This is a genomic window from Variovorax gossypii (genome assembly GCF_003965815.1).
Lineage (GTDB): Bacteria > Pseudomonadota > Gammaproteobacteria > Burkholderiales > Burkholderiaceae_C > Variovorax > Variovorax gossypii.
The window spans coordinates 170,308-194,125 of record NZ_RXOE01000005.1; the positions used below are offsets into that span (position 1 = coordinate 170,308).

Sequence of the window (23,818 nt, forward strand, 5' to 3'; positions counted from 1 at the left end):
TTCGCATCTTGCGCGTCCTTCACAGCGCGCAGTTGTGCGCCTGATGACTGGAAAATCCTGTCACGAACATGCGCTGTGCCTGTGGTTCACTCCGATCGGGGCGGCCACTACCGCTGGCCAGGTTGGCTGTCAAGAATGAGCGACGCGAACTCCACCCGCTCGATGCCTCACAAGGCATGCTCACCTGACAACGCAGCTTGCGAAGGCTTCTTCGGTCGGCTGAAGAACGAGCTGTTCTATCCTCAAGACTGGAAGAACGCCACCATTGAGCAATTCGTCGAGACGCTCGACTCGGACATCTGCTGGTACAACGAGAAGCGGATCAAGATCTCTCTTGGCTCTCCCAGCCCCATCGAATACCGGGTGGGCCTTGGACTCGCGGCATCAAACCAGTCCAAGTTTTTATCCGCATCCCCGCGGGGTCAGGATTCCATGGAAATCAACAGCCAGCACAATGATTGCGGTGGCCCAGGCACACCAGCTACGGGGGCCTGCTGCGAACGCGCCGCACAGCGCCAGTCCGCCAGCGTTCACCAGGCAATGCGCCCAGCCGAGATGCACCGTATGCGTCGAAAGCAAGCGCCAAGCCTGTCCGCCGCGCACGGCCACGCACACAACCGCCATTGCACATTGCCGCCCCAATCTTCGTTCTAAGGAAATCGACCTACGGAAACCACCGCAAACAAGAAGGCAGAATGCGCTCATGCCAAACATCGCCTTGATCCTTAAAACCGAAATCTCCCGGGTCGCTCGCAAGGAAGTGCGAGCCGAGATCGAAACACTCAAGAAGGCATCGGCCGCACATCGCGCCTTGATCGCCGATCTGCGTCGTCAGATAAGCGTCCTTGAGAAGGAATTGCGTCATGTGGTGAAGGGCACGACGCGCTCGACTGCGGCCACAGGTTCGGAGGATGAAGAAGCAGCCGGCACGAAGCGCCGGTTCAGCGCAGCGAGGCTGGCGGCACACCGCTCGAAGCTCGGCCTGTCCGCGGCGAACTACGGGCAGTTGGTTGGCGTCTCCGGGCAGACGATTTACCACTGGGAACAAGGAAAAGCACGCCCGCGAGCCGCGCAGCTCGAAAGTCTTGCCGCCGTGCGCGGCCTTGGTGCTCGCGAGGTTGCGCAGCGCCTCAACACGTAGCAGGCGCCGCCGCCTTGCTTGGGAGTGAAGCCGAAGGAAGCAGGCCAGCGCATGCATTCGAACAAGCGTGCACGGCTCGAATGCCCGACAAAGGCCGCTGCGCCCGAATTTTTTCGGCGGAACAGGCCTCCGCCTGAATAGATCGGCAGCTTCCAACAAGAACCGATCCGACTTCTTGTTGAAACACCTCCTCTTCACAAAGCTTGTGCCAACTGCTCGTGGACACGGCGAGGCCCTGCGACGACGCCACGTCCATGCACACCGGCCGTGTCACCGCCTGCACGGCTAGGTCACCAGCTTGCCTGCCTCCGGAACCTTCACCGTGTACGGCAGGCAGATTCGGATCTCCGCACCACCGCCTGCGCGTGCCGCGGCGCATGCATGTCCGCCATGTGCCTTGCAGATGGCCTGAACGACCGACAGACCCAAGCCTGTTCCGCCGGCGTGCCGCGAGCGGGACTGCTCTCCGCGCCAGAAGCGTTCGAAGAAGCGCGAGAGGTCGTCGTCCTCCGACGCGATGCCCGTCCCTCGATCGCGAACGATCAACTCGACGCCGTGCTCCCGCGCCAGGAAGTCGACCTCCACAAGGCCCCCATCGCTTGCGTAGCGCACCGCGTTGTCGAGGAGCGCGGACAGGACCTGGCCGAGCCGGGTCCGATCAGCACGCAGCATCTGCGCAGCCGCGACATGGTTGAGGGCCCGCACGCCCCGTTCGCGCAGCGCGGGGGTCGCCCATGAGATCCTTTCGTCAACGAACTCGCGCGCGGCGAACTCCGTGATCTCCAGCTGCAATCTGCCGCCGTGCGCAAGCGACAGGACCTGCAGGTCGCCGATGATGCGCTGGATCTGCTCGAGCTGGTCCATCACCGTGGCGATCTGGCCCTCTTCGAACGGAAACACCCGATCCACAATGCCTTGCAGCCGCCCCATCGCCGCGGTCAGAGGCGTACGCAGTTCATGCGCGATGGCCGCGCTCGAGTCGTGGAGTTCCCGGTCGTACGCTTCCAATCGTTGCGCCATCTTGTTGAAGTGCATGGCGAGGCGCTGAAGTTCGGCGGGCGCAGCCTCCAGCACCGGTGCCCGGGCGGAAAAGCGCCCGATCGACACCGACTCCGCCGCCGCCACCACATGCGAGACCGGCCGGGCAATGCGCCTTGCCAGGATCAGACCGAACACAACGACGAACGGAACAATGGCGATGCTCAGCAGCGCCTGAACGATCAGATCCTCGGTTTCGGAAGGCGGCATGAAAAGATCGCCATACATCCCGTAGATCTCCTGCAGCCGCTTCGCGTTCTCCTCCGGTGCGGCCTCGAGTCGCCGCATCTCGGCCGCAATCCCTGGAGGCAGCTTGGACTCGGCCCGGGCCTCCCAATAGCTGTAACGGGCCCACATCCCGGCCTGCACGGCAGCGGTCGCGGCAATGGCCAAGGCGACCATGCGCCAGGTGAGCCACGCCCATAGCGATCTGCGCGAGCGCATCGCTACAAGCCGCCCAGACGATAGCCGACGCCGCGAACGGCAAGGGGAACGCCCATGACGCCACGCTCCTCCAGCTTGCGCCGCAGGTTGTGCACGTGCGTGTCGACGACCCGTTCGAGCGCATCGCTTTCGGGCAGGCAAGCCTGCAGGAGCTCGAACCGGCTGAAGGCCTTGCGCGGATGTCGCATCATGGTCGACAGCAGCTTGAATTCGGTGATCGTCAGTTCCAGCGGATTCGAGTCACCCTCGACATGCGCGCTCACGGCATCGAGGTCGAGTTCGAGCACGCCCTGAGAAAGCCGGGACTGGGGTGCGAAGGAAGGCGTGCGGGAACGCCTGAGGACCACCTGCACGCGCGCAACGACTTCCTTCGGATTGAAGGGCTTGACCACGTAGTCGTCCGCGCCGTAGCGAAGCGCCCCGAGCTTCTCTGCCTCGTCGTTGATGGCCGTCACCATGATGACCGGGACATCGCCCGCGCGGCGCATGGCAGCCAGCACTTCGCTGCCGCTCAGTCTCGGCAGCATGTAGTCCAGGAGCACCAGCGTCGGCTGCCACTGCCCGAACATCCGAAGGGCCTCCTCGCCATCACGGCAGTGCGCCGTTTGATATCCCTCGTGACGCAGGTAGGCGGAAAGCACCTCGGCAATCTGAGGGTCGTCTTCAACTATCAGGATACGTTCGTCGGCCATAGAGCAATCAGTGCACGCCGCCAGGGCAGCGGCGTCTTCCGCTGTCAGGGCTGAAGAGTTGCCTTCGGCGGGGTGCGCATTATCCGGCGCGTTCGGGCAATCTCACCCCCTTAAACCCCGCCCTTTTGTCATGGGCATTTGCCTCGTGTAGCAGCCGTCGAACATTGCCGCGATCTTGATCAAATCTTGGCAATTTGTGCAGCAATCCTTCATCCGACAACGCAAGAATGCGGCAGGACATGCATGTGGGGCACAGCACCAAACACCCGCTGAACGCAGTACCTCGTCAAGCCACGCCGCAGCCATGGCCAGATATCCCGCCTTCATCGTTGCATGCTGCGTGTCGTGCCCCCGGATGCATCGCCCTTGAACAGATCCTCGACGTTCACCGCTGAAACTCGGCGCCTGCTCAGGCCCTTCGCATACGTGGTCGTCCTGGCGACGATGCTGGGATGCATGAGTGGCGTGGCTACGGCGCTCTTGTTGGAACAGATCAACAGCGCCTTGCACGGCAGCTCGGCGATCGCGCGCTCCACTGCGGTCGGATTGGCTGCGTTGGGGTTGCTCGCGGTCGGCAGCCATGCGCTGGCTGGCATCGTGAACAGCTTCACAGGCCAGAGGGTCGTCGCAGCGCTGCGCAAGGATGTCTCACTCAGGATCCTGCATGCGCCCGTTGCCTCGATCGAGCACATGAAGAGCCACCGCCTGCAGGCGATCCTCAACGAGGACATCAACACCATCAGCACATTCACCGCGGAGTTCGCCGGCCATGCCTCCGCATTTGCAGTCACTGCTGGCTGCGCGATCTACTTGCTGAAACTTTCTCCTGTCCTCTTCATGCTGAGCGCCGTAGCCATCGGGGTCGGCATCGTTTTCACCTACCTCGCGGCGAAGATCTGGATTCGCGATTTCAACGCGGCTCGCGTGGCTGAGGATGATCTTCAGAAACAGTATCGCGCTGTGATCGAGGGGGCCAAGGAGCTGCGTTTGAACCGGCATCGGCGCGCGCATGTGCATGGCCTCCGACTGGCAAGCGCCGCCGACGAAGTGGCGCGCCGCAATGCCCGTGCACTCAGCCTGTTCTGGGCTGCCGAGGGCACCAATTCGGCGCTGTTCTTTCTGGTGGTGCTGACGATCCTGATAGCGCGCCCCTGGCTGGCCCTCGACGCCGAAGTCGCCAGTGGCTTCGTGATCGTGCTGCTCTTCGTGAAGGGGCCGATCGAAGAACTGGCATCCCTGTTGCCATTCTTCAGCCAAGCTCAGGTGGCCTTCCGCCGGATCGCGCGCTTGTCTGCCGACTTCTCAAGAGAGAAAGAGGCTCTTGCGTCCGATCCGGTGCAAGTTGCAGCACTGGCCGGCCACATCGAACTGCGCCAGGTGCACTACCGCTTCGATGCGCCCGGCGGGGGGCCCGCACCGTTCGAGCTAGGCCCCATCGATCTGCGGATCCAGCGAGGCGAGACCCTGTTCATCGTGGGCGGAAACGGAAGTGGGAAGACCACCCTCGTCAAGCTGCTCCTGGGCCTGTACCGTCCAAGCCAAGGACAAGTCCTGCTCGATGGGGTGGCGGTGGACGACTCTCTGCGTGAAGCCTACCGCGCACTGTTCTCCGCCATCTTCTCCGACTACTTCCTGTTCGACGAACTCGTTGACCCCAGTCCTGAACAACAGCGTACAGCCAAGGCCCTTCTCGAACGGTTGAAGATCTCGGGCAAGACGGAATTGGCAGAAGGGGCGTTCTCCACGACCGATCTATCAACCGGCCAGCGCAAGCGGCTTGCCCTGATCCATGCGTGGCTGGAGGACCGCCCGGTGATGCTGTTCGATGAATGGGCGGCGGACCAGGACCCCGAGTTCCGGCAAGTGTTCTATCTGGAACTGCTGCCGGAGCTCAAGCGGCTGGGAAAGACGCTGATCGTGATCTCTCATGACGATCGCTACTTCGGCGCCGCGGACCGTGTGATCCGCCTCGTTCAAGGCCAGATCGCCGACGAAGTGTTCCCCTTTCGGCAAGGTATGCGGACGTCGCCATGAAATCCACCACCGGCTCGTTTTCAGTCCCTCCAGCCATCCGGGATTTCCCGCGGATGATGTATCAATATGTTCCATATATTCGGCACTCCTTAAAACAAAAGGAGAAACCAGCCATGAACTCAGGGAGACTCGCACGGTGGTTCGCAATCATCGCGATCACCGCGGGAACGACGGGCCAGGCATTCGCTCTCGAGGTCGTGGTCGGTCAAGTGGGTCCCATGCGCGGTCTGGAGGCCAAGCAGGGGCAGGGCTACGCCGCTGGAATGCGCTTGGCGTTCGAGACCGTGAACCGCCGAGGTGGCGTGAATGGCCACACCTTCGCGCTGGCGACCGAAGACGACGGCAGCCGACCGGAATCCACCGTCGAACAGACCCGCAAGCTGCTCGCTGAAAAGCGCCCGCTGGTGCTGGCCGGCTACTTCGGAAGCCAGAACCTGCGCGAGTTGTTGGCCTCGCGGCAGCTGGAACAGCAGCGCATCGCGCTGGTGGGGTACCGTACCACCGACATCGCACCCGCACACACGCACCTCTTCAACGTACGGGCCGACATCCCGGGCGAACTGGCCAAGCTGACCAGCCAGCTCGCGACCGTCGGCGTCACCAAGCTGGGCTTGCTCTACGAGGCGGGCCCCGGGGCCGATGCAATCGTCGCGGCCGCCGATCAGGCGGCTGCGCAGGCCAAGGTACGCTTCGTGACGCGTACCTCCTACGCAGGCGGCAGCCGCAGCGCGAGCACGTCGATCGCCGACGCAGTGCAGGTGTTCAGCAAGTCTGCGCCGCAGGCCATCATCCTGGTGGTCAATGGCGCGCCGACCGCAGCGTTCATCGAGGCCTATCGGATCAGTGGCGGCACGGCGCAGCTCTTCGCCTACTCGGGCGCGGACATCGAACAGCTGTCACAGCGCCTGGGCGAGGACCACCTGAAGGGCGTGGTCATCTCCCAAGTCACGCCGAATCCCTACAAAAGCACCAGCCGTCTGGTGCGCGAGTTCACCGAAGCCGTGGCCCAGCAAAAGCCAAAAGAGCCCAAAAGCTACGTGATGATGGAAGGCTATATCACGGGGCGCGTGATCGTGGAAGCAGTGCAGCGCCAGGGCCGCGCGCCCACGCGCGAAGGCATGATCGCCGCGCTGAACGCGATGAACGACTACGACCTCGGGGACTACGTCATCGGCTTCAGCGGCGGCTCGCGCAACGGCTCGAAGTTCGTCGAGCTTTCGATCGTGAGCAGCAGCGGCAAGGTTCAGCAGTGACCGGAACCAGCGACACCCCTGTCACTCGGGAATCTTGCGATCCCATGCGCTTTGCGAATGACAGTTGGTGCTGTCCCAGATTGAGTCCCGCACAGCGGGCGAGCGCATGACATCCGATGAGACCGATGAGCAAGCAGGCGCGCCTGCGAAATCCCGGCCACCTATTCCGGCAGCACAGGTGCCGGGCTTCTGACCATCAGCTTGACTGCGTAGGGACCGACGCTGTTGAGCTTCGAGGCACCGTACAGAAACTCACCCGTGTGCCTGAAACCAAAGCCCTTGAAGACACGGGCGTCGTTGCGATCCGGGTTGCTGCTCTGGAGCAGGTAGAAGAGTCCGTGGACGTCGGCCAATCGCTGGAAGGGCCGCGACATTCGCGAAGCGACGCGCTTTTGCTCGTGGTCCGGCCGCACGCAGACCATGCCGCCATAGATGCATCGCGAGGGGATCCCCTCGCGCACACGCATGGCATGGGTCGCGCGCTGCAAGGCGATCGAGGCACTCTGGGCCGCCAGGGTCCGGCGCAACCCGTAGGCGCGCAGGGCGGCCGGCGCACCCACCGTCAAATCATGGAAGAAGCTCGCTCCCGACGAAGCGGCGCTCGGCAAGGTCCTGAGCGCCGCACCGCGGACCGTGCGGCCGCCTTGGCCTTCGTCGCACGCGGTCTCCAGAACGACCACGCCGCCCGCACGCAACGCCGCTCGCAGCAGGTAGTGGATGACGCGCGCGATCTTGCGCTCGGCATCGACGAAGTCGCCCGAACCGATGCGGCTGACGTCAGCCGGCCTCAGCCATGCGATCCAGGCCTTGTCGCGGTTGCGCACGAACGCCTGCGCCATCACCTGGGCCGCCTGCACCAGCTCGTGCGCTGTCGCGACGATGTGAACCCGGGGTGTCCCCGGCTCCGCCTCGCTGGCGATGTTCTGTTCCTCGATCAGCTCGGCCAGGCTCCGGAGAATGGCGGCCTCGATGTTCAGCCGGATGGCGGACATGCTGGCTCAGCCCGCTTCGTGCGCGTCGAGCGTCACCAGGTGATCCACCGAAAAGCCGTTGAACGCGCAGCGCACGCTCTCCGAATAGGCGCCCACATGCTGGAACTCGATCCAGTCGCCTTCACGGAGGTGCTCGGGCAGCGCGTACGGGAACGCGAGCCGGTCGTTGCTGTCGCAGGTCGGCCCGAACACCACGAACTCGCGCTGCCCGCCGGCCGTCGCGTCATCGATGGGTTCACCGCCGCGCCATGCCCGCACCGGCAGCTGGAAGAACTGCTGTGCCGGCAGCAGCCCGCCGAAGATGCCGGCGCCGCAGTACAGCGCCCGGTCCTTGCGCAGGATGACGCGTGCGAAGAGCGACATGCAGTCGTAGGCCAGCACGCGCCCCGGCTCGCACAGCAGTTCCACGCGCTTGAGCGTCGCGCACGAGGCGACGAACTCGCCCAACCGCTGGAGCAGGGCCGCAGGCGGCGGCATCGGCATGTTGTCGTAGCGCGCAGGAAAGCCCCCGCCGATGTCGAGCGAGGCCACACGGGCGTCGGCCCGTTCGATCAGCCGGGCGGCCGTCTGCATCGCCGTGAGGTAGGGCTCGATGCTGATCGTCTGCGAGCCGGGGTGGAACGCTAGGCCTGACGACCATGCGGTCTGCGCCGCGATGCGCTGGAGCAGCCGCAGCGTCTCCTCGTGCGAGGCGCCGAACTTGCTGTTCAGGTCGTAAAGCGCGTCAGAAGCTCCCGAATGAAAGCGCACGTGGACGCGCAGCGAAGGCTCCCCGGTGGGCAGCACCTCGAGCAGCTTGTCGAGCTCCGCGGCGCAGTCGACCACGAAGTCCCTCAGGCCCAGTTCGCGCCAGGCGCGCTCAATGTCACGACGCGACTTCGCGGGGTTCATGAACCAGCTTCGCGCACCCGGTGCCTCGGCCTGCACGAGCAGGGCCTCTGCGATCGAGGCCACGTCGAAGCCCGCGACGCCGGCGGCGCGCACGCTCGAGATCACCTGCGGCAACGGGTTCGCCTTCACGGCATACAGCACGCTGCCTGGAAAGCCTTCCACGAAGTCCCGGGTCGCGCGCATCAGGCGCGCGGGATTGAATGTGTAGAACGCATCGAACTCCGTCGTGCGCAGGGCGGTGTCGAACTCCATGGTGCCTGTCCCTCGTGAATCTTGTGATGTGTTTCCGGTCGTCCGCTCAGCGTGCGAGATGACCCGCGTCGCGCAGGTAGGGCATCAGGCCGGCGATGCTCTGGAGCTCCGCACTCGGAGCGGCTGCCTCCGATGCGCGCGGTGTCTCGCCCTTGCCGGTGCGCACCAGCACGCTCGCGATGCCCGAGGCCCTCGCACCTTCGATGTCGGTGAGCAGGTCGTCGCCCACCACCAGCGCCTCGTCGGCCGTGACACCGACCGCATCGAGCGCAGCCTGGAAGAACACGGGGGAGGGCTTGCCCGTGACGACAGCCGTCTGGCCCGCCGCGGCCTCCAGCCCCACGATGAACGCGCCCGCGTCCAGCCGCGCGGGACCCTCACCATCGAACCAGTAGAGGTTGCGATGCGGCACCACCAGCCGCGCGCCATCGCGCAGCATGCGAAAGACATCGTTGAGCAGCGCATAGTCGAAGCGTTCGGCCACGTCGCCGACCACAACGAAGTCGGGCTGGCGGTCGTCCCGGCGGATGCCCTCGAAGAGGCCGGCCATCGCATCGGGCACCAGCAGGTGACAGGACGCGCCAGGCTGGCCGCGGATATGGGCGCTGCAGGCCATGCCCGCGGTCTGGATGGCATCCTCGGGCACGAGGATGCCGCCCGCGCGCAGCCCCGCGGCGATGTGATGCGGCAACCTGGCGCTGATGTTGGTCAGCAGCCGCACCGCGAGGCCCGCTTCCGCGGCCTCTTGCAGCGCCCGGTTCGCTCCGACGATCGCCTCGCCCCGAAAAATCAGGGTGCCGTCGATGTCGATGAGCAGCGCCTTCAGTGCCATGCGTACGCCTGCGGGAGCGCCGCAGCCCGCACGGGGCGCGCCAGGCCGGCCATCAGCGCGGGGGCCAGCTGCGTCAGCGTCAGCGGTGCCTGCCATGCCGGCGCACCCGGCTGCAGGTGCGGCTCCAGGAAAACGCCCTTGAGCCAGGGCGCATCGGACCAGCAGGTGTGGTCGCCGCCCTTGCGGCTTTCCGCGGCAAAGGGCAGGTGCGGCGACTTCAGCAGGCGCGCAGCCGTCGGTGGCTGCAGGTACCAGGGACTGGTCCATCCATCGGCCAGTTCGAGCACCGGCCCCTCGACCAGCCGGAAGGCGCCCGAAAGCCCGGGCGGCAGGGCGCCGTCCAGCGCCTCGAGGAGCGCCTGCGTCGTCACGCCCGCCGCGGCCATGCGCGATGGGTGCAGGGCCAACCAGCCGTTCTCCGCAGGGTGGTAGAACACCATCGAGCGCTGCGTGTCGATCCGGCCGTCGTCGTGCGTCGCGAGCCAGCCCTGCGAGGCGAAGCAGCGGTTGGGCGCCAGATCGTGGCTCAGCGGCTGCATGCCATGGTCCGAATGCGCGATGAAGCGCCACCCCGGCGCAAGCTGTGCCTGGCAGCCATCGAACAGCTCGAAGAGCCAGCGCGCCATCCGCGCCCGGATCGCACCGGCCAGTGCGGGCTGCAGCGTCGCCGTCGCAGGGTCGAGGTGGCGCAGCAGCTGGTGCGACACCAGGTCGATCACCGGGTAGTAGGCCACCGCGAGTTCCGCGCCGCCCGCGCGCAGGCTCCACAGGATGTCGTCGAGAAAGCTGCGGTGCATCACCTCGAGAAGGTCCAGCAGCAGCAACTCGGCCGAACCGTCGCCGCCCTGGTCCACATGCCGACCCAGTGCGCCGCTCGCATGCAGCTTCGCCGGGTTGCCCACGCTGCAGGCGCGATGGCGCAACGCCAGCCGGCGCAGCGCGGCGTCGCGGCCATGCACGAACACCGGCTGGAAGCCCAGGAAGCACAGCCGCGGCTGGCCTTCCACGCGCTGGGCGTGCACCGCGACCGCGCGGTTGGTGTCGCCGGCGAGCGCCGCCGGCAGGGCAGGGGACAGCGCAATGTGGCAGGTCCCGCCGAAAGGCACGCGCAGGTCGCCGCCCGTCGGCAAGCCACGAAGCACCATGGCGCCATCGTCGGTGGATACCGACAGCGGACAATGCAGTTGCAGCGCCGGCACCGACAGCACGTCGCCAGGTGCCAGCACCGCGGGCGGGCTCACCAGGCGCGCATAGACCTCGGTGTGCGACAGCAGCGCACCCGCAAGCCGCGGCGGCTGCACGAAGGGCACGGCGCTGGTGCGCACGCGCCCGCCCGCCGCGGCCCAGCGGTCCCACACCATCGGCTCATCACGCGGCCAGCGCGAGAAGGCGTCGGCCACGCCCAGCGGATCCGCCGCCTCGGCATCGGGGATTTCATAGCCCGTGAGGCCGTGCGCAGTGGCATCCAGCCCGCTCCAGATGCTGAAGAGCGACGGCGGCGTCTGGCAGTTGGGCGACAGCGGCTCCAGCGGCAGCGCGCAATCCACGCGCAGCGGCAGCATCGGCGCGAGCTGCTGCCACAGCGTGTGCGACAGGCCGTCCACCAGCAGCCACAGCAGCCCCTTCGCGAGGGTCATGCCACGGCCTCGGCATCCGCGTCGGCACGCTGGCCCGCGAGCAGCAGCCGGCACAGGCCGTCCACCTGGGCCTGCAGCGCGGCCAGGCTGCCGTTGTTGGTGAGGACGTAGTCCGCCTCGATGCGCGCCATCTGCAGGTCGAGCGGGCTGTCCTTCACGACGCTGAGATCGTTGCGCTCGGCCAGCCGCTGCGCGCGAACCTCCGCGCGCGCAGCCACCTTGACCACCACGAAGCCTGCCTCGCGCAGCGCGGGCCAGTCGATGCGGTCGTCGCGCAGGTCGTCGTTGATCACCACGTCTGCGCGCGACGCCGCCAGCCGCCGCAGGAAGCCGTCGGCGAGCGCGCGTGCATGGATCGCCCGCAGGTGCGTCGCCACGCTTTCCAGCAGCTTCTGGTCCTGCGTCTCTGGGGTCAGGGCGATGCCGGCCTCCGCATAGAACATCGCCTGGATGCGGTACAGCGGCTCGGCCAGTTTCACGACCTCGACCGAATGCCCGCGCGCGAGCAGCCACTCGCGGATCAGCTGCGCGGTCGTGCTCTTGCCCGAGCCGCTGGGCGCCACCAGGCACAGGCAGAGTCCCGGATGCGATGCAGGCGCTTGCGGCGCGATGGGGTTCGCCATGGTTGTGCGTCCTTGCGTGCGTGTTCTTCAGGCGTGCACCAGCGCCGAGCGGCCCGGCGTGCTGATCCAGGGCAGCGTGCCCAGCGCGGCGGCCACGGGGGCGGCCACGCGCCGCTGCATCGCTTGGTCGGCCGGCGGCATGCCGTGCCAGGTGGACGTGACGAAGGTGTGCGGCCACTCGAAGATGCGCGGGTCGCGCAGCAGGTCGTCGATGTCCTCGCCGCGCAGCGCCCGGGGGCTCAGCGCCCGGTCCACCGCGACCTCGGGCAGCACGATGCGCTCGAGCCGGCCGCTGCCCACCGGGCTGCGGCCGACGGCACCGGCAAAGGCCTCGGGCGTGAGCAGGATCTTGTCGGAGTCGGCGCGCGCCGGATCCAGCGCGGCGTCGGCCTGGCCGCCGAGCCGCTCGATCAGGGCTGGGTGCTGCCGCAGGGAGCCGAGGCCGATGTGCGGGTAGTCGGGCCAGCCGCGCGCGCGCAGCCGGCCGTCCACCACGTCCAGCAGCAGCTTGTCGCCCGAGAAATAGCGATGGCCGTGGCCGAGCACGAGATCCAGCATGGTGGTGGTCTTGCCCGCCCCCTTGACGCCCGCGATGGCGATGACGCCTCCCGTCTTCTCGTCGAGCACGGCCGAGCTGTGCAGGATCGCCGTTCCCTTGGCCTGTTCGACCAGCAGGCCGAAGTAGCGCACGAGCTCGATCAGGTGGATGAACGCCGTCGCCTCGTCGCCATAGAACGCGACCTCGCGGCGCGCAACGCTGTAGCGGTAGCCCACGCCCGTGTGCGCGTCCCACGCGAGCTGGGTGCCATCGTCGAGCGCGCCGCGCAGCACCTTGAGCGTGAAGCCCACCGCATAGGTCTCGCGGATCGTCATCGGCGCGGTGCAGCGGGCACGCCATTCGGGCAGGAAACCGTCCACCGCGTGCAGATCGACGCAAAGGTCCGCCTCACCATCGCCCGCACCGGCCCAGAGGTAGGGCGCGAGGAAGGTCCGCAGGCGAACCGCCAGCGGTTTCGAGGTCTCCTGCGCGCGCAGGCGCAGGCTGAACACGGTGTTGGTCAAGAGGTTGTCCGTCATGGGCGGGGGCTTCCTTCGGCAATGCGTTCGTACAGATGGGCGAGGCCCTCGGCGGCGGGGCGGGCGTCGAGCCCCAGCGGCCGGAGAAACTCAAGGACCTTGTCGCGCAGCGCGGCCTGCTCCTGGGCGACCAGCGAGGCGCTGCCGTCGCCGCGCGTGCGCAGGTAGCCGATCGAGCACAGGAAGATCGGCGTCGCGGCCTGCGCGCAGGAAAATGCCACGCTGAAGAGATTGCCCGTCTCGAGGGATTCGCAGCCCGTGCTGGCGCGCGTGTGGCGCCACCGTGCCACCGGCCGCAGCGGCAGGTCGAAGTGCTGCGCCAGGTCGACCTCGACGGCTGTGCCGTGGACCTGGTCGGGATGGCGCTCCTGCGTCCACGGCGCAGCGGCGTCGCGCCGCAGCACCGCGCTGAACTCGGCCAGCGGCTCCAGCACCGTCGAGCGGCGCTTGCGGCTGAAGAGCGCGGCATTGGCCCATCCGCTGCGCCCTTCCAGGTGGGGCAGGACGCGGCACAGGACGTTGTCGTGGTCGCCGTGCTGCAGCTCGTCACCGATCTGCGCGACGAAGGGGGAACCTGCATCGGCGTCGAGCGCATCGAGCCAGGCGTCGCCGAGCGCCAGCACGTCCGGCACCGCCGTCGTGTCCAGGGTCAGGTGCAGCTCCCGCGGCTCGGCGTGCACGGCATAGTGGCATTCGTAGTTGTTGGTCTGCAGGTGGTTGGCCTGGAAGGCCTGCCAGAGCTGCTCGTACAGCAGGGGCGGCGCAAAAGGCTGCACGGGCACCGGCGGCGCGATGAAGTGCGCCACGTGGCGGTCCGCGCGATCGACCAGGTGCCTGATGTGCATCAACCCGCCGTCGAGCTCCACGTGGGCCAGGGGGACCCAGTCGGGATCGACGTTGTGGCCCGTCGCTGCAGCGACGGTGCCGGAAACCGGCTGCCATGTCGCATCCACGCAATGCGCGACGAGCGCATGCGCGCCGCGGCAGTCCGCCTGCGCCGCCCGCGCGCCCCATCGGGTGGGCACGCGCTGCACGCGCAGCCGCCGGGCCGCCTCGGGCGAGGGTTCCGCATGGCGCAGCCGCCAGTTGCCGAACACGATCATCGATGTGCGGCTGCTCATGCGGCTCTCCGCTCGGCGGTTCGGGCCCGGCGGGCATCCGCGACCTCGCGCACGAAGTCGAGCTTGGAGTACAGGTCCTGCTGGTGCGCCTGCCCCCAGCGCGCGAGCGACTCGCCCACGAAGCCCGAGATCGCATCGAAGTCCTGCTCCAGCGAACGCAGTTCGCCGAAGCTGCGCGTGCGGCAGTACTCGACCTCGCACTGCGAGAAGACGTGTGCATCGTCGAGCGTGCGGCACACGTCCATGTAGATGCCGAAGATGTTGCCGGTGGCCAGCGATTCGAACTGCGCGTCGAAGCGCTTGCGCCGGTACGACGGCAGCCGCCGCGTGGCCTCGGGCGTCAGCGTTCGCAGGTGCGCCTCGATGTCGCCCATGTCCAGTGCCAGGTTGCCCCAGAGCGATTCGCGGCGTACTTCGCTGTTCTCGATGAACCACTTGCGCTTGACGGTCATGCGGCCGTCCGCCTGCGGGATGTAGGCGACGTAGCCGCTCTCCGCATTCGCGCCGAGCACCTCGAAGATGTGCTGCTCGTAGTCCCAGACCTGGATCTCTCGGTCGATCTCGGGCACGAAATCGGGCAGCGCGCCGTCGGCGATGGCGTCGTGGAATGCCATCAGCAGCCGCCAGGTGTCGGGAATGTCCCGGAACGTGAACTTGCGCTCCATCTCCAGGTCGGGCCGCCACTTGGTGTACCAGCACTCGTCGCCGAGCGCGGGGCGCAGCGCGGCGAGCATTGGGGCATGGCTCGCGAGCAGGTCCTCGAAGTGCTGCCAGGCCAGCGGCGCGTCGGGTGCCGCCTCGTCGCGGTAGCGCAGGAAGAGGCTGCCGAGCTCGCCCTGCTGGACGAAATGATGGAAGGCGAGCGCATCGCCTTCGCGGATGGCGACAATGGCCGGCGCGAGGCGCGGCGCGAGCCCCGCGCCGGCCTCGAGCGCAGGCGCGAGTTCGGGGTGGCGCTCGCACAGCCAGGCGCTGAAGCGGCGGCTGGCCGCGCGCTGCGTCGCGCTGAAGCTGCGGTATTCGAAGGCGGGCGAATCCGGCGGCACCGCGTGGCGACTTCCGTCGGGCAGCCAGACGGCCTGCAGCCGCAGGTCGCCGCCTCGCACGTAGAAGCTGTTCGCGCCCCTGCGCAGGCCGCTGCCGAAGCACGCGAGGAGGGCCACGGGACGCCGCGGCGCGGCGTTGGCATGCACCAGGAAATAGACGGATTCGGTCACGCCGTCTCCCGGCTGCCGTGCACCGCGTGTGCCGCGCTTGCCGCGCGCGCCTCGATCGTCAGGCTGGCGCCCTCGAGCCCGCGTGCGTGGAGCTCGCGCGAAGCGACCGCCGGGACCTGGCTCTCGCGCAGCAGGATGGCGAGGTGGCACAGCATCGAGGCCTGCTCGAACACGAAGCCCGAGACGTAGGGAATGAGCGCCGCGAGCGCGGCATAAGGACGCGGCGTCACCACGATCATCGAGCCGCCGCCCGCACGTGCGCGTTCGGCCAGGCGGGCGATGGCGGGACCCAGGCTCTCCGGGCTCGGCATGTGGCTGATCGACACGGTCGCCGCGATGCTGATGTCCTCCAGCTGCCGGTCGGCCGGGACCACCAGCACCGCGCCATGCGCGAAGCCGGGGGAGATCGTGCGCCGTCCCTCCTCCTCGTGGTGCCCCTCGCCTCCTTGCGCGATGTGCAGGCTCTTGATCGGCGAGAAATCGATCAGCCTCAGCCGGCCGCCGCTCGCGACCCATTCCAGCTGGACCGGTCCGAAGCGTTCCACCGCCGCATGGGTGGCGCGGTGGAGCTGCTCGCGCTCGCGCGCGCCGAACGGTGCGGCCACGGTGGGCTGCGCATCGCTCACCCGCGCCTCGTCGTCGATGAAGAAGGTGTGCGTAAGCGCCGATCCGCGGTTGATCGCCAGCAGGCCGTCGGTGGAGCACTCGCACAGCACGCCGCCCTCCGCGGTGGGCTGGGTGATCAGTCCCCAGTCGCCGCGCACGTAGTCGCGGATCACGAAGGTCGATGCCTTCGCGCCCAGCACCTGTCGCAGGCGGGCAGCCAGCTCACCGGTCGGCAGCACCTGCTGGCGCAGGCCGTCCGAGAAGTCGAGCACCACGCTGTCCTCGCCGAAACGCGCGCACAGCGCCTGCATGCGCGAGGCATCGGCGAAGCCGCCCGCATTGCCGCGCACCAGCAGCGCCGTACCCGGTGCCACGCCGTGCGCATGCGCGAGCAGCGCGAGCGGCCGGCGCTTGGAGCGGAAGTAGTTCGCGAAACCCGGCAGCGGCCGGAACGCGCCGATGTCCTCGTCGGGTGCGAGGTAGAGGTCGGTCCACTCGGCATGGTCCGAGGCGTCCTGCGCCGTGTTCAGCGAGGTGATGGGGCGCCCCTGCAGCACCCACACCTGCTCGCCGTCGAAGGCCCATTCGACGTCCACAGCCGTGCCGAGCTGGCCCTCGACCGTGCGCACCACGGCCGCCAGCGCCACCAGCATCTCCTGCTCGTCGCGCAAAGGGGCGTCCCCGGCCAGGCCAGCCTCGCTCCAGCGCACCGACTGCGGGGCCGCGGCGCCGGACACCAGCGCGTCGCCCAGGCCCTGCACGGCCTCGATCAGCATCTCGGGCCGCCCGTCGATCGGGTCGTGGCTGAAGGCCACGCCGGCCCAGCGCGCAGCGACCATGCGCTGCACGATCACCGTCATCTCCAGCGGCGCGTCGAGCAGGCCGCAGCGCAGCCGTTCGATGGCCGCGCGGCGCGAGAAGGCCGACCGCCACACCTGCGAGACCGCGGCCTTCAGTGCCGCCAGGCCCTCGACCTGCAGCACCGAGTCGAAGATGCCGGCGAAGCTGTGCGCCGCGCCGTCCTCGATGCCGCCGGAGGAGCGCACCGCCAGTGCGTCCTTGGGCGACAGACCTGCCCCGGTGAAGAGCGCCGCCAGGCGGACGTCTGCATCGTCGACCCATCGCGGGGTGGCCACCGCATCGAGCCGGTCGAGATCACGGTCCAGGAAGGCACCCGCGGTGAGACGGATGCCAGCGAACACTTCCTGCGCCTCGTCGCGCATGGCGCGATGGTTGCTCCAGAGCGAAGCCAGCAGTATGTCGTCGAGCGCGAAGAGGGCGGGCACGGGCACGGCATGCGACAGGGCGACGAGCGTGCGGTACTTGGAAGACATGGCGGGCGCTCCCTCTCAGGCATCGTCCAGCTCGGCGGCGCGGGCGTCGACGACTTCGAGCGGGTGCACGATCGGGGGCGCCGCGACCGGCGCCGGCATCGCCTTCTTCTGGTAGTCCATGAAGATGCGCGAGGCATAGGCCTCGGTCGCGCCCTGGTACTTGCCGTCGTAGAGGTCGATGTCGCCCTGCACCTTCCAGAACATCATCTGCCCGATGTCCATGCCGGCATAGACGCGGATGCGGTTGATGGCCAGCAGCTGGATGGTCCACTTGCCCACGAAGCCGATGTCGCCGAGCGAGGCCGAGAGGTTGATGAACATGCCCAGCCGCGCGATCGACGAACGCGCCGCATAGGTCGGCACGAACTTCGTGCTGCCCATGGTCTCCATCGTCGTCGCGAGGTACAGCCGCATCGGCTCCAGCACGAAGCCCTCGGGGCCGATGTGGATGTCCTCGGTGGGCTTCTCCTCCTTGATGTCGATCACCCCCTCCTGGTACACCTTCATGCGGGGAGCCAGCCTGAAGTTGTAGCTGTTGGGATTGACGTTCTTCGCAAGGAACGGCGCGATGGTGATGTCGCCGCTGTGAACGCGCTGGGAGATTTCGGTGCCGGTGAGGATCATTTGGAGTCCATGATGATTCGCGAGGGAACAACACCTTCCGAACCCACGTAGCGGCCCTGATAGCTCAGTTCTCCGCCGAGGTTGGTCCAGAAGCAAACCTTGCCGATGCGCGCGCCGGCATAGACGCGCAGCGGTTGCGTGACGACGATCTCCAGCGTCCAGCAGATCACCGCGCCCGTGTGGCCGAGCGGCGCGCTGGTCTGGATGAACATGCCGCACAGGGCGGTGGAGAGATTGGCGTAGAGCTCGCTGGCGAAGTGCACCCCGCCGATGCGCTCCGCCGTCTGGCCGAGGTAGAAGCGCCCGGGTTGCAGCACCAGTCCCTCCTCGGGGATGACGTGGCGCACCACCTGCAACCCGAGGTGCGGATCGATCTGGTCGGAGCTGTATTCGAGGATCTCCGCCCCCAGGCAGCAGCCGTACGAGTTCTGCTCGATCTGGCGCTCGTCGAAAGGCTCGATGACGATCGAGCCGGCCTCCCGCATGCGGCGGATTTCACTTCCCGTGAGGACCATGCATGCCTTTCTCCGCGCCGTCGGCGGGCGCGGGATTCGTCCGGGCGGCCGGGTAGAGCTCGTGGATCAGCGAGCGCGGCCCGACGAAGTAGCCCATCGTCGGGTTGGCCGCGGCGCAATGCGCGTCGCCGGCCGCGAGCAGGCGCGACAGCGCGGGCAGGTTGTAGCTGGGCACGGCCGGACAGCTGTGGTGTTCCCAGTGGCGGTTGATGTGGCAGGGCGCCCAGAGAAAGCGCTCGATCCATCCCACGCGCAGGCTGCGCGCGGCGGTGCGCGCGGGGTTGCCGAGTCGCCCGCCGTGTTCCGCGATACCGCGCACGCGCAGGATCGCGGGCATGAACAGCAGGATCGGCAGCAGCCAGTAGAGGACGAACTCCCGCCATACGCCGAAGCCGGCCACCAGCGCTGCCACCACCGCGACGAAGGCCACCGCGAGGGCGCGATCGAGCAGGCTTCCCGGCGACTGCCGGGAGAACAGGCCCAGCAGGCCGAAGCTGTTGGCCGAACGCAGGGTCGCCAGGGTCGTGAGGCCCGAGACGTCGCGCAGCAGCAGCGCAAGGAAGCGCCCGCGCGTGGCGGGGATCACCGAGTCGGCGACGTCGGGATCGCCCTCGCCGTTGAGGTAGCGGTGGTGCCTGAAATGGTGGGCCCGGTAGCGCGCCACGCTCAGGGTCAGCGGGAAAGCCAGCAGCAGGTTGCCGACGACGTCGTTGATGCGGCGATTGCGCGCGAGCAGGCAGTGCGCGGCGTCGTGCATCAGCACCAGCATCGCGTGCTGCCGCGTGGCGATGACCAGCATCGCGGCAATCGTCACGGGCCACTGCTTCAGGCGCTGCGCCAGCACGATGACGACGGCGCACACCAGCCATTGGGTGAGGATCTGCGCCGCGCAGCGCCAGGGCCGCAGCGTGGCGAGCGCCTGCAGCGTCTGCGGCCCGAAGGGCAGGCGCATCGGCTGCCCGCCGAGGGTGGTGCCCATGCTGGTCGCCGTCATGCGGGCTGCTCCTGTGCCGCCGGGGCGGACGACGCCGTGGAAGCCTGCGGCCTCACGGTGCGCGGGTGGTGCGCGATCCAGTGGTCGACCACGCCCGGCAGGAAGGCCATCGGGTCGGGCGAAGGCGTGCCCACGTGCAGCGGCGCGCGCACGCGATCGCTGCTCGCATAGGTGCCGTAGACGCGCAGCAGCCGTTCGAAGTAGCGGAAATCGGAGCGCGAGATGCCCGGCGGCTGCCACGCGGCGAGCGCGCGCTTCAGGAAGCCCCATTGCCGGTCGCGCAGGATGGGCACCGGCGCGAGTTCGGGCAGGCCATGGCGACGCCGCGCGAGCGCGATGCGCTCCTCGATGAGCCGCACCGTGGTCTCGTAGCGCACGCGGTGCGGTCCGGCCGAGGCCACGCATTCGTGCGGCGTGCCGTCGGCCGCGCATCGCAGCACCATCGCGTGCAGCTCGGAAACCACCCAGTCCACCGGCACGATGTCGAGCAATCCGTCCTTGTTGCCCACGAGGAAGGGCGGATTGAAGGCGGCGAGGAACTTGATCAACGGATAGAGACCGTTGAAGCGCGCAATCTCGCCCGTGCGGCTGTCGCCGACCACCAGGCTGCAGCTGAAGGTCGAGATCGGCAGCCGCGCACCGAACTCCTCGCGCAGGCTGCGCTCGGCCATCGCCTTGCTTTCCTCGTAGCCGTTGCGATAGTCCCAGTCGTGCGTCTGCGTATAGGCTGTCGAGACGTAGACCATGTGCGGGCGCGCCGATGCCGCCAGCAGCAGTCGCGCGAAATTCCGCGTGCCCTGCACGTTGAGCTGCTGCATCTCCTCGCAGCTCTTGTCCCACGAGACGTCGGCGGCCAGGTGCACGCCGACCGTAGGCGTGTCGTCCATGGTCAGCAGGCCCGCGGCGACATCGACGCCGGCGCCCTCCGACAGGTCGGCCTCGATGAAGTCGACACGCTCTCGCTGCACGGGCGTCAGGGTCTGCGCGAGCGCCGAGCGCGCCTTCTGCGAGCGCAGCACGCAGCTCAGGCGCAAGTCGGCATCGTGCGCCAGCAGGGCAGCCACCAGCGGGATGCCGACGGTGCCGCTCGCGCCGCTGAGCAGTACTTTCATGAGCCGACCAGCAGGCCGTCCGCGGCGGCCATGCGCGTGCGGATGCCCTCCAGCATCTGGCGGCTGTTGGCGCGGATGGCGCGTTCGCCGATCGGGTGCAGCACCTCGGCCAGCGACGGGATGCCGAGATCGAAGCTCACGTCGAGCTCCACGCTGAGGCTGCCGTCGCCGGCGTCCAGCACGCGCCACTCGCCCTGCCACACCTCGAGGTCGCCGTCGGTCTGCTCGAACACGATGCGGTGGTCATCGGTGAGCAGGTCGCGCTCGGTCCACGAGAGCTCGCTGCCGTTGAGCAGCACGCGCCAGTGGCTGAGGATCTCCGTGGCGGAGCGCCGCTCCACGCGCACCTCCAGCACGTCCTGCATGAAGTCCGGGTAGTGCTCGAAGTCGCACAGCGTGCGCCAGAGAAGTTCGCGGTCCATCGGACCCATGGCGAGCGATGAATTGACGTCAGGCATTGGCGAGAGGCTCCTTCGAGGGCAGGGGGTCGCGGGAGGGCAGGGCGACCACGCTGGCGCAGAAGCGCTCGATGCCGTCCATCAGCGTGGGCTCGTCGATGACCGCCGGCGGGTACACGCGCACGACGTTCGGTGCCGTGAGGCAGAAGGCGATCAGCAGCTTGCGCTTGGCCGCCTCGATGATCATCTGGCCGGCGTCGCTCATGTCCTTGAACTCGACGCCGATCATGAAACCCTCGCCGCGCACCTGCGCCACCGCCGGGTGCCGGCCGATACGCTCGGCGATCAGTTCGCGGCAGCGCTCGCCGAGTCTCGCCACGCGGGGCGCGAAGGACGACTCGGTGACCACGTCGAGCACGGCATTCACCACGGCGCCCGCCATCGGGCTGCCCGCGAAGGACGAGGCGTGCACCACCGGGTCGCGCGCGGCGGCGCCGAACTGCGCCGAATCGAAGAGCGCCGCGGCCACGGGGAACATGCCGCCGCCGAGCACCTTGCCCAGCAGGCGGATGTCGGGCGCGACCGGGCACACCAGCTGGCCGGTGCGGCCGAGCCCGGTCTGGATCTCGTCGAGGACGAAGCGCACGCCATGTGCGCGCGTGAGCTCGCGCAGCGCCTGCAGGAAGGCCGTGGCCACCGGGCGGATGCCGCCTTCGCCCTGCACCGGCTCGATGATCACGGCCGCGTACGCGCCCGTGGCCAGGGCGGCCTCCACGGCCCGCAGGTCGCCGACCTCGATGAAGCTCGACTGTCCGTCGGTCAGCAGGGCGCCGTGCCGCTCATAGCCGTGGCTCACGCTCAGCGCGCCGGGCGTGCGCCCGTGGTAGGCGTGGCGGAACGCCAGGATGCGGCGCCGGCCGGTGGCGATGCGCGCGAGCTTGAGCGCGGCCTCCACGGCTTCCGAGCCGGTGTTCGCGAGAATGATGCCGTCCAGCGGCTCGCCGCCCAGTGCGAGCAGCCGCTCGGCGGCCGCCACGATCGGCTCGTTGGCCAGGATCTTGGACGAGAGCCCCATGCGCGCGGCCTGGGCCGTCAGCGCCTGCGCCACCTGCGGATGGCCGTGGCCCAGCAGGTGAACGCCGAACGAACCGAAGTCGAGCCAGCGCGCGCCCGCACTGTCCTCGATCCACGGGCCGCTCGCACTGCACTCGGAGCTCGCGAGCCCGGCCATCTTGAGCATCAGTCCCTGCTGGCGGCCGAAGACGCTGCCGTAGCGGTCCGCGAAGGCGTTCTTGCGCCCGGTCGGGATATCGTCGTTCATAGCGAGGTCATCAGCGGCGCGAGGAAGCCGGCATCGCAGCCCACGCGCTCGCACGCCTTGTTGGCAGAACGCAGGAAGCGCAGCACGTGGCCCTGGTTCTCGGGTTGCAGTGCATCGACGAGGTCGCTCGGGAAGGCCGCGAGCAGTTCCTCGAGCACGCCGATGAGCCGGTCGACCTCCGCGCCGTCGGTGGGCACGTCCAGGCCGAGCAGGCGAGTGGCGGCGGGACCGTCCATGGCCGCCACGTCGCTCAGGCCGTAGGCCATGAGCAGCGGCAGGCGATGCATCTCGTGCGGCACCACCGCGCGGCCGAGTACCGCGTCCACCTGCAGCAGCAGTTCGGCGATCTTGATCTTGACGAGCGCCGCAGCGTCCGGAATGTCGCGCGCGCCCGCCAGATCCTCGATGTACGCGCGCAGCTCCGTCATGAGCAGCCAGGCGGCGCTGATGGTCGAGGTGACATGCTCGCCCGCATCGAAGCGGTAGCCCGCGTGGATGCGCGGGAACCAGCGCAAGGTCCGGGCGGACGAAGAAGACCGTGACTCAATCGGCGAGGGCATGGGTGTCTTCCTTGTCCTTGTCTTCCGCGCAGGCGTCGATGGCCGTGAGCGAGAAGCTCAAGGCGCCGCTGCGCGCGCCGCGCAGCAGCGAGGCCGCCTGCGTGCTCGTGAGGGTGGCGAGGCCGGCGAGGTCGGGCGGTGCCGCCTGCATCCCGGCAGTCGCGGCGAGCCGGGCGTAGCCGTCATCGCCGATCAGGAAGGCCGATCGCTTGTCGAGCGCAGCCTGTGTGCAGGAAGCCGCCGTGTGGGGCAGGGCGTCGGCCAGCGACAGCGCGTCCATCAGCAGGGCGAGCCGCGCTGCGATCTCGTCCAGCGCGGCGATCTCCAGCGCGGTCGCGGCGGGCGCGAATTCGCAGACCGCGGACCACAGGGCCGTGAGCCGGTCCTTGAGCACCGGGTCGAGCAGCCCCACGCGGGATGTTGCCGCCTCGTGCCAGCGACGCAGCGTCCATTTCTTGTTCGACAGCACCCAGCCGCCGAGCGACAGCGCGGCCGCCATCGCGAAAAGGCAGGCGTTGATCAGATAGCCGCGCGCCCCTTCGGGCTCGCCGGCGCGCTCGGCCAGCATCGCGCACACCCGGCTCTGGTGGAAGGCGTCGTACTCCTGCGCGGCCGCGACCGGCACCAATGCCGGCAGGTGCCCGAGATGGTGCGCATGGCCGTCGGTGGCAACGGCGTAGACGATGCGCTCCAGGTACTTCTTGCGCACGGCGTGCTCGCCGTCCCAGCGCTGGTAGTCCGCGAGCCGCTGCGGCAGGGCACGCCGGGACAGCGCGGCGAGATCGGCGAAGGCGCGCTCCAGGTCCTGCGCCCCGATCGGCAGGATCTCGCAGTGCTGGCCGTCGCGGTGGATCTGCGTGGCCATCTGGCCGCGGCTCACGGCCTGCGGCGTCACGCAGATGAGGTCGATGTCGCTGGTCGCGGTGGCGATGCCGTGCACCGGCGAACTCGTGAGCAGCACCTGCGCGTCGTCGAAGCCCTGTTCGCGCGCCAGCGTGGCGAGCAGGTCGAAGCCGATGTGGCGGTCACGCAGGAATGCAGCGGCATTGGCCGTGACGAAATCCGGGTAGTTCACTGTCTGGATGCTCCGGTGTTCCATGTCCTCGCGCG

Annotated in this window: 22 protein-coding genes and 1 pseudogene; 4 read left to right on the forward strand and 19 right to left on the reverse strand. The window is 68.3% G+C overall.

Annotated elements, in window-relative coordinates:
- Positions 1 to 78: 78 nt before the first annotated feature.
- Together EJP69_RS19600 and EJP69_RS19605 are read left to right on the forward strand one after the other, a co-directional pair.
- A pseudogene (locus EJP69_RS19600) lies at positions 79 to 381 on the forward strand (IS3 family transposase); the annotation flags it as partial.
- Between the two features lie 322 nt (positions 382 to 703).
- Positions 704 to 1,141, forward strand: coding sequence for a helix-turn-helix domain-containing protein (locus tag EJP69_RS19605; protein ID WP_093209512.1), 438 nt, complete (start codon positions 704 to 706; stop codon positions 1,139 to 1,141).
- Positions 1,142 to 1,426: 285 nt separating this feature from the next.
- Here the strand turns inward: EJP69_RS19605 and EJP69_RS19610 are convergent, their stop codons facing one another.
- Both EJP69_RS19610 and EJP69_RS19615 read right to left on the reverse strand, forming a co-directional pair.
- Positions 1,427 to 2,581, reverse strand: coding sequence for an ATP-binding protein (locus tag EJP69_RS19610; protein ID WP_170217178.1), 1,155 nt, complete (start codon positions 2,579 to 2,581; stop codon positions 1,427 to 1,429).
- Between the two features lie 44 nt (positions 2,582 to 2,625).
- Positions 2,626 to 3,315: a response regulator gene (locus EJP69_RS19615; RefSeq protein ID WP_093209516.1), complete on the reverse strand. Its 690-nt coding sequence runs from the start codon at positions 3,313 to 3,315 to the stop codon at positions 2,626 to 2,628.
- A 366-nt stretch (positions 3,316 to 3,681) separates the two neighbouring features.
- On the opposite strand from EJP69_RS19615, the gene EJP69_RS19620 reads away from it, so the two are divergent.
- Positions 3,682 to 5,349: a cyclic peptide export ABC transporter gene (locus EJP69_RS19620; RefSeq protein WP_240652224.1), complete on the forward strand. Its 1,668-nt coding sequence runs from the start codon at positions 3,682 to 3,684 to the stop codon at positions 5,347 to 5,349.
- A complete protein-coding gene (locus EJP69_RS19625; protein ID WP_240652225.1) occupies positions 5,346 to 6,602 on the forward strand; it encodes an ABC transporter substrate-binding protein in 1,257 nt (418 codons plus the stop codon). Before EJP69_RS19620 ends, EJP69_RS19625 begins: the two co-directional genes overlap by 4 nt.
- A gap of 161 nt (positions 6,603 to 6,763) precedes the next feature.
- On the opposite strand, the gene EJP69_RS19630 is transcribed toward EJP69_RS19625, so the two are convergent.
- The 17 genes from EJP69_RS19630 to EJP69_RS19710 are packed head-to-tail and all read right to left on the reverse strand — an operon-like array spanning position 6,764 to position 23,783.
- Entirely contained in the window at positions 6,764 to 7,594 is an 831-nt protein-coding gene (locus EJP69_RS19630) for a hypothetical protein (protein WP_126472169.1), read from the reverse strand.
- A 6-nt stretch (positions 7,595 to 7,600) separates the two neighbouring features.
- Positions 7,601 to 8,737 carry an alanine racemase gene (locus EJP69_RS19635; RefSeq protein ID WP_126472170.1) on the reverse strand — a complete coding sequence of 379 codons (1,137 nt, stop codon included), beginning with the start codon at positions 8,735 to 8,737 and terminating at the stop codon, positions 7,601 to 7,603.
- 46 nt (positions 8,738 to 8,783) lie between these two features.
- On the reverse strand, positions 8,784 to 9,569 hold the full coding sequence (locus EJP69_RS19640; protein ID WP_126472171.1) for an HAD-IIA family hydrolase: 786 nt from the start codon (positions 9,567 to 9,569) through the stop codon (positions 8,784 to 8,786).
- Positions 9,560 to 11,206, reverse strand: a complete 1,647-nt coding sequence (locus EJP69_RS19645) for a hypothetical protein (protein ID WP_126472172.1) — start codon at positions 11,204 to 11,206, stop codon at positions 9,560 to 9,562. The genes EJP69_RS19640 and EJP69_RS19645 overlap by 10 nt, the downstream gene beginning before the upstream one ends.
- Positions 11,203 to 11,829: a dephospho-CoA kinase gene (locus EJP69_RS19650; RefSeq protein WP_206169359.1), complete on the reverse strand. Its 627-nt coding sequence runs from the start codon at positions 11,827 to 11,829 to the stop codon at positions 11,203 to 11,205. The genes EJP69_RS19645 and EJP69_RS19650 overlap by 4 nt, the downstream gene beginning before the upstream one ends.
- A gap of 27 nt (positions 11,830 to 11,856) precedes the next feature.
- A complete protein-coding gene (locus tag EJP69_RS19655) occupies positions 11,857 to 12,906 on the reverse strand; it encodes a phosphoenolpyruvate carboxykinase (ATP) (RefSeq protein ID WP_126472173.1) in 1,050 nt (349 codons plus the stop codon).
- Positions 12,903 to 14,027 carry a hypothetical protein gene (locus EJP69_RS19660; RefSeq protein ID WP_126472174.1) on the reverse strand — a complete coding sequence of 375 codons (1,125 nt, stop codon included), beginning with the start codon at positions 14,025 to 14,027 and terminating at the stop codon, positions 12,903 to 12,905. The genes EJP69_RS19655 and EJP69_RS19660 overlap by 4 nt, the downstream gene beginning before the upstream one ends.
- A complete protein-coding gene (locus tag EJP69_RS19665) occupies positions 14,024 to 15,244 on the reverse strand; it encodes a hypothetical protein (RefSeq protein ID WP_126472175.1) in 1,221 nt (406 codons plus the stop codon). The genes EJP69_RS19660 and EJP69_RS19665 overlap by 4 nt, the downstream gene beginning before the upstream one ends.
- Positions 15,241 to 17,184, reverse strand: coding sequence for a PEP/pyruvate-binding domain-containing protein (locus EJP69_RS19670; protein WP_126472176.1), 1,944 nt, complete (start codon positions 17,182 to 17,184; stop codon positions 15,241 to 15,243). Before EJP69_RS19670 ends, EJP69_RS19665 begins: the two co-directional genes overlap by 4 nt.
- Positions 17,185 to 17,199: 15 nt before the next feature.
- Positions 17,200 to 17,808: a dCTP deaminase gene (locus EJP69_RS19675; protein WP_126472177.1), complete on the reverse strand. Its 609-nt coding sequence runs from the start codon at positions 17,806 to 17,808 to the stop codon at positions 17,200 to 17,202.
- Positions 17,805 to 18,323: a dCTP deaminase gene (locus EJP69_RS19680; protein ID WP_126472178.1), complete on the reverse strand. Its 519-nt coding sequence runs from the start codon at positions 18,321 to 18,323 to the stop codon at positions 17,805 to 17,807. The genes EJP69_RS19675 and EJP69_RS19680 overlap by 4 nt, the downstream gene beginning before the upstream one ends.
- A complete protein-coding gene (locus EJP69_RS19685) occupies positions 18,304 to 19,317 on the reverse strand; it encodes a fatty acid desaturase family protein (RefSeq protein ID WP_126472179.1) in 1,014 nt (337 codons plus the stop codon). Before EJP69_RS19685 ends, EJP69_RS19680 begins: the two co-directional genes overlap by 20 nt.
- Complete coding sequence (locus EJP69_RS19690; RefSeq protein WP_126472180.1) at positions 19,314 to 20,429, reverse strand: SDR family oxidoreductase; 1,116 nt, start codon at positions 20,427 to 20,429, stop codon at positions 19,314 to 19,316. The genes EJP69_RS19685 and EJP69_RS19690 overlap by 4 nt, the downstream gene beginning before the upstream one ends.
- Entirely contained in the window at positions 20,426 to 20,887 is a 462-nt protein-coding gene (locus EJP69_RS19695; protein ID WP_126472181.1) for an aromatase/cyclase, read from the reverse strand. The genes EJP69_RS19690 and EJP69_RS19695 overlap by 4 nt, the downstream gene beginning before the upstream one ends.
- Positions 20,880 to 22,148 (reverse strand): aspartate aminotransferase family protein, encoded by a 1,269-nt coding sequence (locus EJP69_RS19700; RefSeq protein ID WP_126472182.1) that lies wholly within the window; start codon positions 22,146 to 22,148, stop codon positions 20,880 to 20,882. The genes EJP69_RS19695 and EJP69_RS19700 overlap by 8 nt, the downstream gene beginning before the upstream one ends.
- Complete coding sequence (locus tag EJP69_RS19705; RefSeq protein ID WP_126472183.1) at positions 22,145 to 22,708, reverse strand: DUF6031 family protein; 564 nt, start codon at positions 22,706 to 22,708, stop codon at positions 22,145 to 22,147. Before EJP69_RS19705 ends, EJP69_RS19700 begins: the two co-directional genes overlap by 4 nt.
- Positions 22,692 to 23,783, reverse strand: a complete 1,092-nt coding sequence (locus tag EJP69_RS19710; protein WP_126472184.1) for a DUF6001 family protein — start codon at positions 23,781 to 23,783, stop codon at positions 22,692 to 22,694. Before EJP69_RS19710 ends, EJP69_RS19705 begins: the two co-directional genes overlap by 17 nt.
- Positions 23,784 to 23,818 lie beyond the last annotated feature (35 nt).

Excerpts from the sequence above, each read along its gene's own strand:
- EJP69_RS19605 (WP_093209512.1), top strand. The coding sequence starts at position 704 with ATGCCAAACATCGCCTTGATCCTTAAAACCGAAATCTCCCGGGTCGCT.
- EJP69_RS19610 (WP_170217178.1), bottom strand. The coding sequence starts at position 2,581 with ATGGTCGCCTTGGCCATTGCCGCGACCGCTGCCGTGCAGGCCGGGATG.
- EJP69_RS19615 (WP_093209516.1), bottom strand. The coding sequence starts at position 3,315 with ATGGCCGACGAACGTATCCTGATAGTTGAAGACGACCCTCAGATTGCC.
- EJP69_RS19625 (WP_240652225.1), top strand. The coding sequence starts at position 5,346 with ATGAAATCCACCACCGGCTCGTTTTCAGTCCCTCCAGCCATCCGGGAT.
- EJP69_RS19630 (WP_126472169.1), bottom strand. The coding sequence starts at position 7,594 with ATGTCCGCCATCCGGCTGAACATCGAGGCCGCCATTCTCCGGAGCCTG.
- EJP69_RS19635 (WP_126472170.1), bottom strand. The coding sequence starts at position 8,737 with ATGGAGTTCGACACCGCCCTGCGCACGACGGAGTTCGATGCGTTCTAC.
- EJP69_RS19640 (WP_126472171.1), bottom strand. The coding sequence starts at position 9,569 with ATGGCACTGAAGGCGCTGCTCATCGACATCGACGGCACCCTGATTTTT.
- EJP69_RS19645 (WP_126472172.1), bottom strand. The coding sequence starts at position 11,206 with ATGACCCTCGCGAAGGGGCTGCTGTGGCTGCTGGTGGACGGCCTGTCG.
- EJP69_RS19650 (WP_206169359.1), bottom strand. The coding sequence starts at position 11,829 with ATGGCGAACCCCATCGCGCCGCAAGCGCCTGCATCGCATCCGGGACTC.
- EJP69_RS19655 (WP_126472173.1), bottom strand. The coding sequence starts at position 12,906 with ATGACGGACAACCTCTTGACCAACACCGTGTTCAGCCTGCGCCTGCGC.
- EJP69_RS19660 (WP_126472174.1), bottom strand. The coding sequence starts at position 14,027 with ATGAGCAGCCGCACATCGATGATCGTGTTCGGCAACTGGCGGCTGCGC.
- EJP69_RS19670 (WP_126472176.1), bottom strand. The coding sequence starts at position 17,184 with ATGTCTTCCAAGTACCGCACGCTCGTCGCCCTGTCGCATGCCGTGCCC.
- EJP69_RS19675 (WP_126472177.1), bottom strand. The coding sequence starts at position 17,808 with ATGATCCTCACCGGCACCGAAATCTCCCAGCGCGTTCACAGCGGCGAC.
- EJP69_RS19680 (WP_126472178.1), bottom strand. The coding sequence starts at position 18,323 with ATGGTCCTCACGGGAAGTGAAATCCGCCGCATGCGGGAGGCCGGCTCG.
- EJP69_RS19685 (WP_126472179.1), bottom strand. The coding sequence starts at position 19,317 with ATGACGGCGACCAGCATGGGCACCACCCTCGGCGGGCAGCCGATGCGC.
- EJP69_RS19690 (WP_126472180.1), bottom strand. The coding sequence starts at position 20,429 with ATGAAAGTACTGCTCAGCGGCGCGAGCGGCACCGTCGGCATCCCGCTG.
- EJP69_RS19695 (WP_126472181.1), bottom strand. The coding sequence starts at position 20,887 with ATGCCTGACGTCAATTCATCGCTCGCCATGGGTCCGATGGACCGCGAA.
- EJP69_RS19700 (WP_126472182.1), bottom strand. The coding sequence starts at position 22,148 with ATGAACGACGATATCCCGACCGGGCGCAAGAACGCCTTCGCGGACCGC.
- EJP69_RS19705 (WP_126472183.1), bottom strand. The coding sequence starts at position 22,708 with ATGCCCTCGCCGATTGAGTCACGGTCTTCTTCGTCCGCCCGGACCTTG.